General features: G+C 46.2%; 14 protein-coding genes. 3 read left to right on the top strand and 11 right to left on the bottom strand.

Annotation, left to right across the window (positions count from 1 at the left end; translation table 11 throughout):
- The first annotated feature begins 230 nt into the window (after nucleotides 1-230).
- From BV455_RS10730 to BV455_RS10720, 3 genes are all read left to right on the top strand, one after another.
- On the top strand, nucleotides 231-749 hold the full coding sequence (locus BV455_RS10730) for a MerR family transcriptional regulator (protein ID WP_081160976.1): 519 nt from the start codon (nucleotides 231-233) through the stop codon (nucleotides 747-749).
- Nucleotides 750-908: 159 nt separating this feature from the next.
- On the top strand, nucleotides 909-2,579 hold the full coding sequence (locus BV455_RS10725) for a DUF6044 family protein (RefSeq protein ID WP_042411027.1): 1,671 nt from the start codon (nucleotides 909-911) through the stop codon (nucleotides 2,577-2,579).
- 15 nt (nucleotides 2,580-2,594) lie between these two features.
- Nucleotides 2,595-3,587, top strand: a complete 993-nt coding sequence (locus tag BV455_RS10720) for a glycosyltransferase family 2 protein (RefSeq protein ID WP_017435676.1) — start codon at nucleotides 2,595-2,597, stop codon at nucleotides 3,585-3,587.
- Between the two features lie 95 nt (nucleotides 3,588-3,682).
- Here the strand turns inward: BV455_RS10720 and BV455_RS10715 are convergent, their stop codons facing one another.
- The 11 genes from BV455_RS10715 to hpf form a co-directional block, all read right to left on the bottom strand.
- Complete coding sequence (locus BV455_RS10715) at nucleotides 3,683-5,125, bottom strand: S41 family peptidase (RefSeq protein WP_218687192.1); 1,443 nt, start codon at nucleotides 5,123-5,125, stop codon at nucleotides 3,683-3,685.
- 212 nt (nucleotides 5,126-5,337) lie between these two features.
- On the bottom strand, nucleotides 5,338-6,042 hold the full coding sequence (locus tag BV455_RS10710; RefSeq protein WP_017435674.1) for a pirin family protein: 705 nt from the start codon (nucleotides 6,040-6,042) through the stop codon (nucleotides 5,338-5,340).
- Nucleotides 6,043-6,065: 23 nt separating this feature from the next.
- Nucleotides 6,066-6,470, bottom strand: a complete 405-nt coding sequence (locus BV455_RS10705) for a DoxX family protein (RefSeq protein WP_026078501.1) — start codon at nucleotides 6,468-6,470, stop codon at nucleotides 6,066-6,068.
- 128 nt (nucleotides 6,471-6,598) lie between these two features.
- Nucleotides 6,599-7,933, bottom strand: a complete 1,335-nt coding sequence (locus BV455_RS10700) for a murein hydrolase activator EnvC family protein (protein ID WP_218687191.1) — start codon at nucleotides 7,931-7,933, stop codon at nucleotides 6,599-6,601.
- Nucleotides 7,934-7,969: 36 nt separating this feature from the next.
- Nucleotides 7,970-8,863, bottom strand: a complete 894-nt coding sequence (gene ftsX, locus BV455_RS10695) for a permease-like cell division protein FtsX (protein WP_017435671.1) — start codon at nucleotides 8,861-8,863, stop codon at nucleotides 7,970-7,972.
- The gene (gene ftsE, locus BV455_RS10690) at nucleotides 8,853-9,539 is read right to left on the bottom strand and encodes a cell division ATP-binding protein FtsE (RefSeq protein ID WP_017435670.1); all 687 of its coding nucleotides are present in this window, start codon (nucleotides 9,537-9,539) and stop codon (nucleotides 8,853-8,855) included. The genes ftsX and ftsE overlap by 11 nt, the downstream gene beginning before the upstream one ends.
- Nucleotides 9,540-9,727: 188 nt before the next feature.
- Nucleotides 9,728-10,060 carry a cytochrome c551 gene (gene cccB, locus BV455_RS10685; protein WP_017435669.1) on the bottom strand — a complete coding sequence of 111 codons (333 nt, stop codon included), beginning with the start codon at nucleotides 10,058-10,060 and terminating at the stop codon, nucleotides 9,728-9,730.
- A gap of 58 nt (nucleotides 10,061-10,118) precedes the next feature.
- Nucleotides 10,119-10,979, bottom strand: a complete 861-nt coding sequence (locus BV455_RS10680; RefSeq protein WP_061578811.1) for a YitT family protein — start codon at nucleotides 10,977-10,979, stop codon at nucleotides 10,119-10,121.
- Nucleotides 10,980-11,120: 141 nt separating this feature from the next.
- Nucleotides 11,121-12,222 (bottom strand): peptide chain release factor 2 gene (gene prfB, locus BV455_RS10675; protein ID WP_143420805.1). Its coding sequence is split into 2 segments (ribosomal slippage): nucleotides 11,121-12,149 and nucleotides 12,151-12,222, totalling 1,101 coding nucleotides; the frame shifts between segments, so codons are not numbered across the junction.
- A gap of 119 nt (nucleotides 12,223-12,341) precedes the next feature.
- The gene (gene secA, locus BV455_RS10670; protein ID WP_017435665.1) at nucleotides 12,342-14,855 is read right to left on the bottom strand and encodes a preprotein translocase subunit SecA; all 2,514 of its coding nucleotides are present in this window, start codon (nucleotides 14,853-14,855) and stop codon (nucleotides 12,342-12,344) included.
- Nucleotides 14,856-15,031: 176 nt separating this feature from the next.
- Nucleotides 15,032-15,577, bottom strand: coding sequence for a ribosome hibernation-promoting factor, HPF/YfiA family (gene hpf, locus BV455_RS10665; protein ID WP_218687190.1), 546 nt, complete (start codon nucleotides 15,575-15,577; stop codon nucleotides 15,032-15,034).
- Nucleotides 15,578-15,588 lie beyond the last annotated feature (11 nt).

The raw sequence follows: 15,588 nt of genomic DNA, 5'->3' as shown, positions 1-15,588 counted from the left end.
GCCATCACCTCGCTATGCTCGCAATTCTTTTATCTACTATTCTACCAAATCGCCTGGATAAATCCTATGCTGACATGCATATTTTTTTCAATATCTTTTGCCGACCACTGGCGGATTCTTCCGTATAACCACTTTCTTTGCCGAATCGACACTAGTTTTGTCAAGGAGAAAGGAATTTGTTTTGCAATGGAAAAAATATATAACAAGACGAAAAAGGAGGAATCGTGAAAATGGAATTAAAAACAAGTAGCGTCGCCGCACGTCTTGGCGTATCGCCAAAAACGATTCAGCGCTGGGTCCGTAAATATAATGTTCCATACCGCAAAAATGAATCAGGCCATTACGTCTTCGATGCTGAAGCCATCGCCTTGCTCGAACGGATTAAATTTGAACAAAGTGCCACACTAGAAGCGGATGCTCGACGTGAGCAAAACGAAAAGCTGCAAAATAATGAGTTCTCCGCCGACGCGTTGTTTCAAGCATATGTCGAACCGCATCTTGACCAGTTCGCCTCCCGCCTCCAAAAAATCGAGAACAAACTCGACCAAAAAGCCGACGATATCGTTTCCGTGCAGCTTTTGCATCATCGCCGAGAAATTGAAGAACTAGTCACCCATCTTCGCTCACTCGAACAACGCATTGCCCGCTTAGAGGAAAGAACGAATAAGGAACAAGCGAGTAAAACGGAAAATGCAGCGCAAAAAAAGAAACGCCGTGGTCTCAGCCGCATTATGAGTCTATTTGCATGATCCCCCTCCTTCTCTCTTTTCCCTTTTCCAAGTAAAAAGAGAGAAGGAGCTTTTTTTTGAAAAAACTTCCTTAACATCTTCTTCACTTGTTTTTTATTATTTTTTAATGATAGTGATTTATAATGAACGATGCTTTACATCAAAAAGGAGCGGAAGAACATGGAGAGGAACGAGCGAGTTGCTATAGGAATTGCTATGCTTCTTTTAGCTATTTACCTTTCCCCGCTTTATGTGCTAGGAGAAAATGCGCATATCCGAGTTCATGACAACATGGATTCGAACATCGCCTGGTATAAAGTGCTGACGCGAAGCGGAGAGCTGTTCGGCCCGATTAACGCAACCATTCCTCAAGTGATTAACGGCCTTCCGCGCAACGCGTTTGGCACCGAATTCAGCGGCATCGTTTGGCTTCATGCGCTGTTTCCTTCGATGGTAGCGTATGCGCTTAGCCAGACGATTACCCGCGTTTTTGCTTTCATTGGCATGTATTTATTGTTAAAGAGGCATTTCCTGCCTGCGAAAGAGTCCTATCTCATTCGCGTCGGTGCATCATTGACATTCGCGCTCACTCCGTTTTGGCCGTCCGGAATGTTAAGCACTCTTGGCATGCCGCTGGCGCTATGGGCATTTTTAACGATCCGCAAAGGCGAAGCGACATGGAAAGAATGGCTTGTCCTTGTGCTCTTGCCGTTTTACGCGAGTTTCGTGCTTGGCTTTTTCTTTTTCCTTACCGCCATGGCGCTGCTGTGGTTGCGTGACGTTCTCGTCCGCAAACAATGGAACTGGCCGTTTTTTGGCGCGATCGCATTGATGACAAGCATCTTCTTGGCGATTGAATACCGGCTCGTTTACTCGCTTGTATTTGGCGAAGAACCAACGAGCCGAAACGAATTTCTTTCTTCGAGGCTGAGTTTCTTCCATTGCGTGCGGCTGACGTTCAAAAACTACTTGCTTGGCCATACGCATGTGATGACCGTTCATACCTTTGTCATTCTGCCTATCTTATGGATCGCTTTCTTTTTTGCTTTGGCTAAACGAAACGAAACGCTGGAAAAACAATTTCTTTTCCTATTCGTGCTCAATTTTGTCTTGTCGACATGGTATGCGTTTTGGTTTTACAAAGGATGGCAGCCGCTAAAAGAGCGCTTTTCTCTATTAAATACGTTTAATTTCGCCCGGTTTCACTTTTTGCGGCCAATGGTGATCTATTTAGATTTTGCGTTAGCGCTGCAAATTCTTTGGCAGCGGGGAATAAAGTGGCGGCGCGTTGTCCCCGTCGCCCTGGCGCTGCAGCTATTGATTCTTGGCGGTTTTAACGAAGAGATTCGCTACCGCCTCATTGGGACACCGTCGTTTAAAGAATTTTACGCGGAACATTTGTTTCAACAAATCAAAGACTATATCGGGAAACCGCCGTCGTCCTACCGTGTCGCCAGTGTCGGACTTCATCCGGCGATCGCGCAATATAACGGGTTTTACACGCTCGATACGTATAACAATTTTTATCCGTTATCTTACAAATATCAATTTCGTAAAATCATCGCCAAAGAGCTCGATAAAAGTCCTGTCCTAAAAGATTACTTTGACCATTGGGGCAACCGCGTCTATCTGTTTTCTGCGGAACTTGGGAAACATTATATGTTCCGCAAAACGTCTCATAAAAAAATTCATCATTTCGATATCAATACGAAAGTGTTTAAGCAGATGGGAGGACGCTATATTTTCTCTTCCGTCCCGATCATGAACGCGAAACAAATTCATCTTCGTTTATTAAAAACGTTTAGCGACAAACAATCCGCTTGGAAAATTTATTTATACGAAGTGGAATGAGAGGAGGAAGAGACGATGAACAAGCCGATTTTGACGATTGTCGTTCCTTGTTATAACGAAGAAGAAGTCTTGCCGGAAACGGCAAAAGAGTTGACAAACGTGCTGGAAAATTTATTGGAAGACGAGTTAATCGCACTCGGAAGCAAAATCATGTTTGTCGATGATGGCAGCAGTGACCGTACGTGGGAGTTGATTGAACAAGAAAGCAAACGGAACCCGTTTGTCACCGGCATTAAGCTGTCGCGCAACTTTGGCCATCAAAAAGCGCTGCTCGCCGGACTGGAAACAGCAAAACAAGACTCCGACTGCGTCATTTCCATCGACGCCGATCTGCAAGATGATATTTCCGTCATTCGCGAATTTGTCATAAAATACCAAGAAGGATATGACATCGTTTACGGTGTGCGGCGCAGCCGGGATACCGATACATGGTTTAAACGGGCAACCGCACAATGGTTTTATCGTTTCATGCAAAAGTTAGGCGTCCAGCTAGTATACAACCATGCGGATTTCCGCTTAATGAGCAAGCGGGCGCTCGAAGAATTAAGCCGCTATACGGAAGTCAATATTTTCTTGCGCGGAATGGTGCCGATGCTTGGTTTTCGGTCGACGCAAGTATTTTATGACCGTAAAAAACGTTTTGCGGGAGAATCGAAATATCCATTAAAGAAAATGCTGGCGTTTGCTTTTGATGGCATTACGTCATTTAGCATCGCGCCGATTCGCTGGATCACGTTCATCGGTTTTCTCTCCTTCCTTCTCAGCAGCGCCGCCGGCATATACGCGCTCATCGTGAAGTTGCTCGGCCATGCTGAATTGGGCTGGACGTCGCTGATGATTTCCGTTTGGTTTATCGGGGGCTTGCTGCTGATCGGAATCGGCCTCATCGGGGAGTATATCGGCAAAATTTATCAAGAAGTAAAGCGGCGGCCGCGGTTTACGATTGAAAAAGTGTTGCGCTCCCCGTCAGTTTCGACGCTACCGAAAAAAGAAAAGGTGCAGTTATAAACCGATTTTTCCTTATCGGTTGCCTGGTACGGGATTTTATATGATGTTTCATGCAAAACAAAGCGGGCAGCGCCCTTGGCGTTGCCCGCTTTGTTTTATTGAAATAACACTTTCATCGCCGTTTTTAATTGTACATCATGATCTTTGTTGCGGATGGCATCCATTACTTTGGCTTGCAGCACTTCGGCGGTGTTTTTATCGATTTTTCCGGTTTGTGGAAGTTTATTCGCTTTTTGGAACGCTTTGACTGCCGCCTCTGTTTTTTTGCTGAAATACCCGTCCGTGCGGCCTGGATCAAAGCCAAGCCCTTTTAACATTTGCTGGGCATTTTTGATTTGCTCATTGTTCATATCAAACGCCAGCGTTTTTTCAATATGAAGCGGACTGACATGGAAATAATCTGGCTGCTTGACTTCAACATCCGGCTTAATTCCTTTTTTATGAATCCAGTGGCCATCTGGCGTCAGCCATTTATACAGCGTTAATTTAATGTTGCTGCCATCGCCCATTGGAATCGCCTGCTGCACCGTTCCTTTCCCGAACGATGTTTCGCCGACGAGCTTATATCCTCCCGCTTCTTTCATGGCGCCGGCTAAAATTTCCGAGGCGGAGGCGCTGCCTTTATCAATTAACACAGCGATAGGATACGGTTTTTTCTTGGTTAAATCGGAATAAAAACGCTGCTTATCGCCATCGCGTTCTTCAATTTGCACATATGGTTTATCTTTCGGGATGAATTGTTTTAAAATTTCCTCCACGCTTTGCAAATAGCCGCCCGGATTGCCGCGCACATCAATAATTAATCCATCAATATGCTCTGCTTCTAATTTCGCCAATTTCTTTTTAAAATCTTGCGCCGTATTTTCGGAGAACGACGTTACTTCCAAATAGCCGACTTTTTTGCCGTTATACGCTTCGACAGAATCATACACCGTTTCAATCGGAATTTCGTCGCGGACCACTTTCACTTTAATCACTTCTTTTACGCCGGGACGAAGAATATCCAATTGTACGGTCGTTCCTTTTTTGCCGCGGATTTTCAGCACGGCTTCATATAAATCAAGCCCCTCTAAACTTTCTCCATTTACTTTTAAAATTTGATCATTTGGCTTTAATCCTGCCTTTTCCGCTGGCGAGTTTTTAATCGGTGCGACAATCGTCACTTTTCCATCAATCATGCTGACTTCGGCGCCGATTCCTTCAAACGAAGAGTCAAGCGACTGCGTAAATTGCTGGCTTGTTTCTTCGTCCATATAGACGGAATACGGGTCGTTTAGGGTGCTAATCATTCCTTGAATCGCGCCTTCAATTAATTTATCGCCATCGACTTTTTCAACGTAGCGGCTTTTAATGAGCTCATACGCTTGCTGCACTTTTTTCATCTCTTCGTCGCTTGCAGACGCTGTTTCTTTATTAGGAATCACGAGAGAAACATCGCTTTTCGCATCCGGCTGGGCAAGCTGCATCCCCGCGTATGTTCCGCCAGCACCAACCAGCATTGATAAAACCATTAATATTGCCGTTGTTTGTTTCTTCACATTGTCTCCTCCTCACCCTATGCCATACAGGAAAGGCACCACACAGTAGGCCGTGCGATGCCTTTTATTTTCATCATATGACAGGCTTGTACCTAGTATGATTATATTTGCGTTCTCTGCTACTAGTTTACACGCTCACCGTCATTTTCTCAACTCATATGGGTGCAGAAAAACAGGCACCACCCGCCAAATGGCAGGTGATGCCTGTTGAATCACGGCAAATCAATCAGCATAAAACGCGTTCCTTGCTTGGACGCGATGCCAAGGGTAGGAGTTTCGGTAATGCGTGCGGAATCGCGCCGATGCAATGTTGTTTCCCCGTTCAATGTCAGCTCGCCTTCAATGACAAATAGAAAAATTCTTCTCCCTTCCGGCTGTGTAAATGTAATCTCTTTTCCTGCTTCCAAGTCAGAAAGGTAAATCGTTAAATCTTGATGGATATGGGCAATTTCCCGTGAAGAAGGGCGGTTTGCCACAATCGGAAGCAGCGCGTTTTTCATTTTCGTCACATCAAATGTCGTCCGCTCATAAGAAGGGGTTAACCCGTTTACCTCCGGCAAAAACCAAAGCTGCAAAAAGTTCACCTCTTCTGTTGCCGACGGATTCACTTCCGAATGAATAATGCCCGTGCCCGCCGACATCCGCTGCACGCCGCCAAACGTTGTCGTCGCAGTATGTCCTGCGCTGTCTTCATGTTTCAAATGTCCTTTCAGTACAATCGAAACAATTTCCATTTCCTGATGAGGGTGCGCACCAAATCCGCGCAGCGGCGCTACAAAATCGTCATTTAAGACACGCAATGGCCCAAACTGAATATTGTTTGGATCGTAATATTCACCAAAAGAAAAGCTATGATACGTTTTTAGCCACCCGTAATCGGCATGATAACGGGATTCGGCAGGATAAACCTTGATCATTCAGCCATCTCTCCTTTCATGGATCATTTACCGAAAAGGATGGCATCTAGCGCATATTGTCCTGGACCGATCAGCGCAACGCCAATAGCCACCGCAATAATGGCAAGATTATACTCATAGCCATTTTGGGTCATCCAATATCCGTTTGGACCATGCACTTTGACAATAGCCACCATCATCGGCACAACCATGAATAAAGCAGCAAGCGGAGTCCATAAACCAAGGGCAAATAAAATACCGCCGACTAGTTCGCTTGCCCCTGCCGCAAACGCCATCGCCTTTCCTGGTTTTAATCCGATGGATTCCATCCAGCCTGCCGTTCCTTGCAGCCCATGTCCGCCAAACCAGCCAAACAACTTTTGCGCACCATGCCCTGCAAATGTAAGTCCGAAAACGAAACGGATTAATAATAATCCGATACTTGCCATCATATCACATACCCCTTTCTTTTTTATCTCTATTTAATAATTCTCGAATTCAAGATAATTATAAAATAGTGATGTATTTACTGTCAACAAAAAAACCGAGCAGTGTTTCACTGCTCGGCGTATAACCATTAATTAATATAATTAAGCGGATTGACCGCATTGGATTTTGCCGGATTCCATTGTCCACGATGCAGTTCGAAGTGAAGGTGCGGTCCTGTCGACTCACCAGTATTGCCCATATAGCCGATGACTTGTCCTTTATGAACACGTTGCCCTTCACCGACGAGGCGTGCGTCGAGGTGCGCATATACCGTTGTGTATACTTGGCCGTTGATGACATGCGTAATGAAAATCACATTTCCGTAGCTGCTAGAGAAATAGGAACGGAACACATATCCGTCTGCCGCTGCCACCACAGGAACAACAGGAGCAGTTTTACCAATATCGATTCCCGGATGGAACTCGTGATCAAAACTACGATAGCCGAATCCGGATGTAATCGGACCGTTTGCCGGTCTCATAAACGCACCGCTTGTAGCTGGCGGGACGTTCGAACTAGCGGAATCGCCGCCATCATCATGCGTGCTTCTGACAGATGCAGGAGCAGAATATGTACGTTGTGGCTGAGATGTATGTTTTGGCTGAACGGCTGCTCTTCGTCTCGCTTCTTCTTCAGCACGTTTTTGCTCCTCCAGCTGCTGGAGCTGCATTTTTACGGCTGCTTCCTGCTTTTTCAACAATTCCTGTTCTTCTTTGAGCGCCATTTTGTGACTATGATGTTCTTCTTCTTTTTGCTTCAAATTAGCCATTAAGCGGTTTTTCTCATCCATCTGTTTATTTAATTGTTGTTGCAGCTGTTTTAGTTCTTCTAAATTTTTTTGCAGACGATTCCGTTTTTCCGTAAGTTCGTTCTCTTTTTTCTCTTTTAACGCTTTATCCGCCTGCTGTTCGCGAATAATTTGCTTATCGGCTTCGAAAAGCGTCGTCACCGCGCTCATGCGGTCAATAAAGTCGCTGAAGCTTTGCGATCCAAGCAACACTTCTAAATAGCTGATCACTCCGCCGCTTTCCTGCAAAGAGCGGACGCGTTCTTTTAAAATCTCATTTCGTTTTTCAATACGCGCTTGTACTTCGGCAATCTCCTTTTTCAACTGCTCGATATCTTGTTCCGTTTGGTCAATATCCGCTGTTACATTGCGGATTTTCCCGCTCGTTTCTTCGACCGCTAAATCCAGCTTTTTAATTTCTTCGGAAAGCTCTTTTTGTTGGGATTGCAGTTTTTTAATTGCTTGATCGGCATGATTGATTTTTTCTTGAACGGTAGACTGCTTTGCACGAATGTCGTAGATCTCATTCCGTTTTTCTTGAATAGCGCGATCGCTTACCGCACCTGCAAAATGCGGAAAAGCACTGAAACTCAGCGCCGTTGCCGCAACAAGCGCCAGCACTTTCTTGTTTTTCATTAATTCATTCCCCTCTCCCATAAATCTTTTTTTCTATTAGATTTTCAAAAACTTGCGGACCGACATCATGCTTCCCCAAACGCCGATGCATGCCCCAATAAGCAATAAAAGCAAACTAATCTGCCACATAAACGGGTTAAACGGAAGAAGCTCGAAAAATGGAATCGTAATTTTCGGCTCAAAAAATTTGTAAATATTATAATAAACGACAGAAACGGCAGCGATCGGAAAAATCGCACCGATGACCCCAAGCCATAGCCCTTCCAAAAAGAATGGCCAGCGGATAAACCCGTTCGTCGCTCCTACTAATCTCATAATCTCAATCTCGCGCCGCCGCGCAAAAATCGTGATTTTAATGGTATTGGAAATGAGAAACATCGCGGTAAACAACAGGCCGATGATCAGCACAAGCCCAATATTGCGCGCTATCTTCAACGTGCTGAATAATTTTTCCACTTGGCCTTGGCCGTAATTCACTTTATGGACAAACGGAAATTTTTCAATTTTCTTCGCTGCTTTGATCGTATCGACCGGATTTGCCGTTTTCACTACATATACGTCGCTTAACGGATTGTCCTGCTCAAACAAACGGAATGAGGATCCTTCCTCACCGAAGCTTTTAATTAATCGTTTCAGTTCTTCGTCCTTCGAGGAATAACGGATTTCCTTCACTTGAGGAATCTTCTCGATCTGCGCGCGAAGCGCTTGTTTATCTTGATTGTTCGCCGTGACATCAATATGAACGCGGATTTCGACATCGTTTTCGATTTTTTTCGCAAAATGATTCATGTTAAACATGACTACTAAAAACACGCCGACTAGCAATAATGTGACCGTCACCGCACTGATGGAAGCAAACGTCATCCAGCCATTGCGGCCAAGGCTTTTCACACTCTCGCGCATATGGCGCTGCAGGGTACTAAGCCTCATAGCCGTATTCCCCTTTCGCCTCGTCACGGACAATTTTTCCATTTTCCATCGCGATAACACGTCGGCGAATCGTATTCACAATTTCGCGATTGTGCGTCGCCATAACGATCGTCGTGCCGCGGCTGTTAATTTTCTCGAATAGTTCCATAATCCCCCATGATGTTTCTGGGTCTAAATTCCCAGTTGGCTCATCGGCAATGACAATTTTCGGCGAGTTGACAATCGAGCGTGCGATGGAAACGCGCTGCTGCTCCCCGCCGGAAAGCTCGCTTGGATAGGAGCGGACTTTATGCTTTAAGCCGACTAATTCCAGTACTTCCATCACTTTTTGGCGGATCACTTTCGGCGACTCCTCAATTACTTCCAAAGCGAACGCTACATTTTCATATACCGTTAGCTTAGGAAGCAATTTGAAGTCCTGGAATACGACGCCAATGTTCCGGCGCAATAATGGAACTTTGCTGTCTTTTAATTTTTCCAGATTAACCCCATGGACCATAATCGTGCCGCTTGTCGGTTTTTCTTCGCGGTACATCATTTTGATAAACGTTGATTTTCCTGCGCCGCTAGGTCCAACGACATAGACAAATTCCCCCTGTTTTATGCGGACACTAACGTCATTTAGGGCTACTACCCCATTCGGATATGTTTTATATACATTCTGCATTTCAATCATTTTTAATCACCTAGTCTCATTGTCTTTGTTGCCATGCCTCGAGGTGTTTCGTGCCAATTCGAACATATTATACAAAATTCTGCAAGGTTTATTATAACATTATTTCGAAAGCTGTAATTTTACATTTATATTTCAAATACATTACACAAACTAAAGCCCGGCCCCGACAGGGAACCGGACTTTGGTCATTATTTTTTGGACGCAAGCCATTGTGCGACTTTGTCTGCATCTTCGCCTTTAATCACACCGGCTGGCATGCCCCCGCGTCCATTTTCAATAATCTTTTTAATCTCATCTTTCGAATATTTGCTTCCGACTTTTTGCAAGTTTGGACCGACGCCGCCTGATAAATCTTTTCCGTGACAAGAAGAGCAGTTTTGTTGGAAAATTTGCTCTGCTGCTGCGGCAGTATCCCCTCCACCATTATTGCCATTGTTGTTATCCGTTGCATTGTTGTTGCCGCCACAGGCCGCGAGCGCTAACGAAGCGCCAAGAAATACAGTAGCAAGTTTCCATTTCATTGATGAACTCCCCCTATTAAAAATAATGCATGTTTATTATAACCGATTTCACCAAAAATTATGTACGCCTAAATCCCTCGCCGAGTACTTCCGACGCATTCGTCACCACGACAAACGCTGATGGATCAATGCTTTTGACCAATTGTTTCAATTTTGTGAACTCCGATTGCTGCACGACGCACATCAGCATCGGGCGCTCGTGATCCGTATAGCCTCCATAGGCCGGCAGCTTTGTCACCCCGCGGTCAATTTCATGTAAAATCGCCTGGCGCACCTTTTCTTCCTCGTTCGTAATAATCAGCGCCATTTTTGAATAGCCGAGGCCGACTTGGACCAAATCGATCGTTTTGCTTGTCACATAAAGACCGATGAGCGCATAAAGCGCCCGTTCAATATCAAACACAAACGCCGCCGTTAAAACGATCAGCCCATCAATCAAAATGACGCACATTCCAAGCGACAGCCCTGTATATTTATGGATAATTTGCGCCGCTAAATCCGTTCCGCCTGTCGATGCCCGGCCGCGAAAGACAATGCCAAGACCAAGGCCAACGCCAATGCCGCCAAACAGCGCGCCCAATAACGGGTTATGAGTGGCTGGTTCAATTCCTTTCGTTACATACACGACAAATGGCAAAAACACCGTTCCGACAAGCGTTTTGATGCCAAACTGCCGGCCCAGCAGCACGACGCCGGCAATAAATAACGGAATGTTGAGCGCCCACTGGACATACGCCGGCTGCCAGCCAAACAGCGCATACATGATCGTGCTAATGCCGCTTACCCCGCCAGAAGCGACGCGGTTTGGCAATAAAAAGACGTTGAACGCTACCGCGACGATGGCAGAGCCAATCAATATGTACACATATTCCATGACAAGTTCTATTTTTGGATGTCTAGACCGATTTCTTCTTCCCATTCGCCAAACCTCCCATGAGAGTATAGCACGACCATTCCTGCAAGTAAATGACAGCGAAATAAAGCAGTAACGCAGTAAAGTTAGTTTGCACAAAAAAAAGGCATCTACTATCGAACGAGCGATAATAGATGCCTTTTTATCTTATTTTAGTTTCGAACGCAAATACGCATCAATAAAGATATCGATCTCGCCATCCATCACCGCTTGCACGTTTCCGACCTCGACGTTGGTGCGATGGTCTTTGACCAGCGAGTAAGGATGGAACACATACGAACGAATTTGGTTCCCCCAGCCGATTTCTTTTTGTTCGCCGCGAATTTCGGCAAGCTCGGCTTGCTGTTCTTCGAGTTTCTTCTGATAAAGCTTCGCTTTTAGCATGTTCATCGCTTTTTCGCGGTTTTTAATCTGCGAGCGCTCCGATTGACATGTCACGACAATACCGGTCGGAAGGTGGGTGATGCGCACCGCCGAATCGGTCGTATTGACGTGCTGCCCTCCGGCGCCGCTGGAGCGGTACGTGTCGACTTTAATCTCTTCCGGGCGGATTTCAATTTCAATATCATCATCCAACTCCGGCATGACTTCACAAGAAACGAACGACGTGTGGCGGCGCCCCGACGCGTCAAACGGCGAAATCCGCACGAGCCGGTGCACGCCTTTTTCCGCTTTTAAATAGCCGTAGGCGTTATGCCCTTTAATTAAAAGCGTGACGCTTTTAATGCCTGCTTCTTCCCCAGGCAAGTAGTCCAGCGTTTCGACTTTAAACCCTTTTTTCTCCGCCCAGCGCGTATACATTCTCAGCAGCATCGAAGCCCAGTCTTGCGATTCCGTACCGCCTGCGCCCGGATGGAGCTCTAAAATCGCATTGTTTTTATCATACGGCTCGTTTAATAAGAGCTGAAGTTCAAATTCGCTAAAGTCTTTCGTCAATTTTTTCGCTTCCGCGATCAGCTCCTCCTGCAAATCTTCATCCGGCTCTTCTTTGATTAATTCGTACGTCACTTCTAAGTTTTCAAAGCGCTCTTGCAATGTTTCAAATTCGCTCACTAAGTCTTTCAGCGCATTGGCCTCCGCAATCACCGTTTGCGCTGCTTTTTGATCGTCCCAAAAGTTTGGCGCGGCCATTTGTTCTTCTAGCTCACGAATGCGCGCCTGCTTTGCTTCGAGGTCAAAGAGACCCCCTTATTTCCGCTAATCGCTTAGCCATTTTTTCCAGTTCGTGTTTAATTTCAATTAAATCAATCATGATGCCTTCACCTCGTTACTTTATTGTACTGAAATTTTTCATCTTCGCCAATGGGGTCATGCCCCGTTTTCTCGCAAAACAAAGTGAGAGGAAATCCCCCCACTTTGCCATTTCAATTATGCGTTTTTCCCGCAGCAATGCTTATACTTCTTACCGCTGCCGCAAATGCAAGGGTCGTTGCGGCCGATATGCACCGCCTTGCGGTACGGTTTGCGCTTCGTTTCTCCTTCTCCCTCTTTTGGATGAACCGCTTCGCCTTTCGCCACTTCCTGGCGTTCGAGATTGCTATGGATTTCCGCTTTCATAATATATCTTGCCACTTCTTCTTCAATGGAAGCGATCATGTTTTCAAACATCACATATCCTTCCATTTGATATTCGCGAAGCGGATCGATTTGTCCGTACGCGCGCAAATGGATGCCCTGGCGCAGCTGCTCCATCGCATCGATATGATCCATCCATTTCATATCGACGGCGCGAAGGACGATGACGCGTTCAAATTCGCGCATGTGTTCCGGCGGAATTTGCTGCTCTTTTTCATCATAGCGCGCTTTGACCTTTTCCCAAATGAGCTCGATCATTTCTTCCGGCTCTTTTCCGCGCAGATCGTTAACGGTCACATCGCCTTCCGGCAACAAGTTTGCGTTCACGTAATCGATAATTCCTTTTAAGTTCCACTCTTCCGGAAGTTCCTCTTTCGGCGTATGCGTGTTCACCACGCGCTCAATGACCGACTGAATCATTTTTTCGATAATGCCGCGGAGGTTGTCGGAATCGAGCACTTCATAACGCTGGCGATAAATAATTTCGCGCTGCTCGCGCAATACATCATCATATTGAAGCAGCTGTTTGCGCGCATCGAAGTTGTTGCCTTCGACCCGTTTTTGCGCCGATTCCACCGCTTTGGTCACCATTTTGCTTTGGATCGGCTGCGAGTCATCCATGCCTAAGCGGTCCATCATCGCCATTAAGCTTTCCGAACCAAAGCGGCGCATAAGTTCGTCTTCAAGCGACAGATAAAATTGCGATACCCCCGGGTCGCCTTGACGTCCGGCACGGCCGCGCAACTGGTTATCGATCCGCCGGCTTTCATGGCGCTCCGTACCAATGACCGCCAACCCGCCGAGCTCTTTCACTCCTTCACCGAGCTTAATGTCGGTACCGCGTCCAGCCATGTTCGTTGCGATCGTAACGGCGCCTTTTTGGCCGGCTTGGGCGATGATCTCCGCTTCTTTCGCATGGTTTTTCGCGTTCAATACATTATGCGGAATGCCCCGTTTTTTTAACATATTCGAAAGCAATTCCGACGTTTCAATCGCCACCGTCCCAACGAGCACCGGCTGCCCTTTTGCATGGCGCTGGGCGATATCTTCCACCACGGCGCGGAATTTGCCTTCCATCGTCCGGAAAATCAAGTCTGGACGGTCTTCGCGGATCACCGGCTTGTTTGTCGGAATGACGACGACTTGCATGTTATAAATATTGCGGAATTCTTCTTCTTCCGTTTTCGCCGTCCCTGTCATTCCCGCCAGCTTTTCGTACATGCGGAAATAGTTTTGGAACGTGATCGTCGCGAGCGTCATCGATTCGTTTTGAATTTCCAGTCCTTCTTTTGCCTCGATCGCCTGATGCAGCCCGTCGCTGTAGCGGCGGCCATGCATTAAGCGGCCGGTAAACGGGTCGACGATAATGACTTTTCCGTCTTCGACGACATAATCGACATCGCGATGCATCGTGACATGCGCTCTTAGCGCCAAGTTAATATGATGATTTAGCGTCACATGCTTTAAGTCGAACAGGTTATCAATGCCAAACGCTTTTTCCGCTTTGTTAATGCCTTCTTCGGTCAGCTGCACGCTTTTCGTTTTTTCATCGTACGTATAGTCGACATCTTTTTTCAGCGTGCGCACAAACGCATTGGCCTGAATATACAGCTTCGTCGATTTTTTCGCCGTACCGGAAATAATCAGCGGCGTCCGCGCTTCGTCAATCAAAATCGAGTCAACCTCGTCAATGATTGCGTAGTGAAGCGGCCGCTGCACAATGTGCTCTTTATAAAGCACCATGTTATCGCGCAAATAGTCAAAGCCAAATTCGTTGTTGGTTCCATACGTAATATCGGCATTATACGCCGCCTGCTTTTCTTCGCGCGACATGCCGCTTAAGTTCAAACCGACGGTCAATCCTAAAAACTCGTACAGCTTGCCCATCTCCGTCGCATCGCGGGTCGCCAAATATTCGTTGACCGTCACCACATGCACGCCCCGTCCTGTCAAGGCGTTTAAATAAACCGGCATCGTCGCCGTCAGCGTTTTCCCTTCCCCTGTTTTCATTTCGGCGATATTTCCTTCATGGAGGACAATGCCGCCCATGATTTGCACTTTATATGGATATAAGCCAAGGACGCGCTTCGCCCCTTCGCGCACGACGGCAAACGCCTCAACAAGAAGATCATCGAGCGACTCTCCTTGTTGATAGCGGGCTTTAAACTCTTCGGTTTTTTGCCGCAGCTGCTCATCCGACAATTTTGCCATCTCCGGGCCGAGCGCATCGACCTGATCGGCGATTTTTTCTAAACGATTCAGTTGGCGTTTGTTTGGATCAAACACCTTTTTTAATACTCCAAGCATAGAAAAACGCTCCTTATTCGATAGAGTCACTAATTTACATCATATCATGTACACGAATGGGTGACAACTAAGACGCGGGGAAAGCGGACAGGGAAACCGAGGAAACAGAAACATGAAATCAAACTATGTCGTTAGCGGATGGAACATCCCCTGCCAAAAGTTGGCAGGGGAGGGGGTCAGTTCGCTTCAATTAAGCCGTATTTCCCGTCTTTGCGGCGATACACGATGTTCGTACGGTTTGTTTCCGCATTTGTAAAGATGAAGAAGTTATGCCCAAGCAAGTTCATTTGCAAAATCGCTTCTTCGCTGTTCATTGGTTTTAAGCTGAAATGTTTGGTGCGGACAATTTCAAATTCTTCTTCATTCTCCGCGGCCGCATGGTTAGGCGCGGCAACTGCTTGTTTTGCCTCTTTATCGCGATCGCGCAATTTGCGGTTTACTTTCGTTTTATGCTTGCGGATTTGTCTTTCTAATTTATCGGCAACTAAATCAATGGCCGCATACATATCGTCATGGCGTTCTTCCGCCCGCAATAACAAATTCGTCATTGGAATCGTCACTTCAATTTTTCCTTGTTTATCATTATATACTTTTAAATTCACATGGACATGTACATCTTCCGTGTGATCTAAATATCTTTCCAATTTCCCGATTTTTTTCTCTACATACTCACGCAATGCCGGAGTTACTTCGATGTTTTCCCCGCGAACGTTATAGATCATTGCTGATCCCC

The sequence above is a fragment of the Parageobacillus caldoxylosilyticus genome (assembly GCF_019272935.1).
Lineage (GTDB): Bacteria > Bacillota > Bacilli > Bacillales > Anoxybacillaceae > Saccharococcus > Saccharococcus caldoxylosilyticus.
This window is presented reverse-complemented; position numbering and strand designations above follow the sequence as displayed.

What these genes read in the sequence shown, in the direction of transcription:
- BV455_RS10730 (WP_081160976.1), top strand. Translation starts at nt 231, where the DNA reads ATGGAATTAAAAACAAGTAGCGTCGCCGCACGTCTTGGCGTATCGCCA.
- BV455_RS10725 (WP_042411027.1), top strand. Translation starts at nt 909, where the DNA reads ATGGAGAGGAACGAGCGAGTTGCTATAGGAATTGCTATGCTTCTTTTA.
- BV455_RS10720 (WP_017435676.1), top strand. Translation starts at nt 2,595, where the DNA reads ATGAACAAGCCGATTTTGACGATTGTCGTTCCTTGTTATAACGAAGAA.
- BV455_RS10710 (WP_017435674.1), bottom strand. Translation starts at nt 6,042, where the DNA reads ATGATCAAGGTTTATCCTGCCGAATCCCGTTATCATGCCGATTACGGG.
- BV455_RS10705 (WP_026078501.1), bottom strand. Translation starts at nt 6,470, where the DNA reads ATGGCAAGTATCGGATTATTATTAATCCGTTTCGTTTTCGGACTTACA.
- BV455_RS10700 (WP_218687191.1), bottom strand. Translation starts at nt 7,933, where the DNA reads ATGAAAAACAAGAAAGTGCTGGCGCTTGTTGCGGCAACGGCGCTGAGT.
- ftsX (WP_017435671.1), bottom strand. Translation starts at nt 8,863, where the DNA reads ATGAGGCTTAGTACCCTGCAGCGCCATATGCGCGAGAGTGTGAAAAGC.
- ftsE (WP_017435670.1), bottom strand. Translation starts at nt 9,539, where the DNA reads ATGATTGAAATGCAGAATGTATATAAAACATATCCGAATGGGGTAGTA.
- cccB (WP_017435669.1), bottom strand. Translation starts at nt 10,060, where the DNA reads ATGAAATGGAAACTTGCTACTGTATTTCTTGGCGCTTCGTTAGCGCTC.
- BV455_RS10680 (WP_061578811.1), bottom strand. Translation starts at nt 10,979, where the DNA reads ATGGGAAGAAGAAATCGGTCTAGACATCCAAAAATAGAACTTGTCATG.
- secA (WP_017435665.1), bottom strand. Translation starts at nt 14,855, where the DNA reads ATGCTTGGAGTATTAAAAAAGGTGTTTGATCCAAACAAACGCCAACTG.
- hpf (WP_218687190.1), bottom strand. Translation starts at nt 15,577, where the DNA reads ATGATCTATAACGTTCGCGGGGAAAACATCGAAGTAACTCCGGCATTG.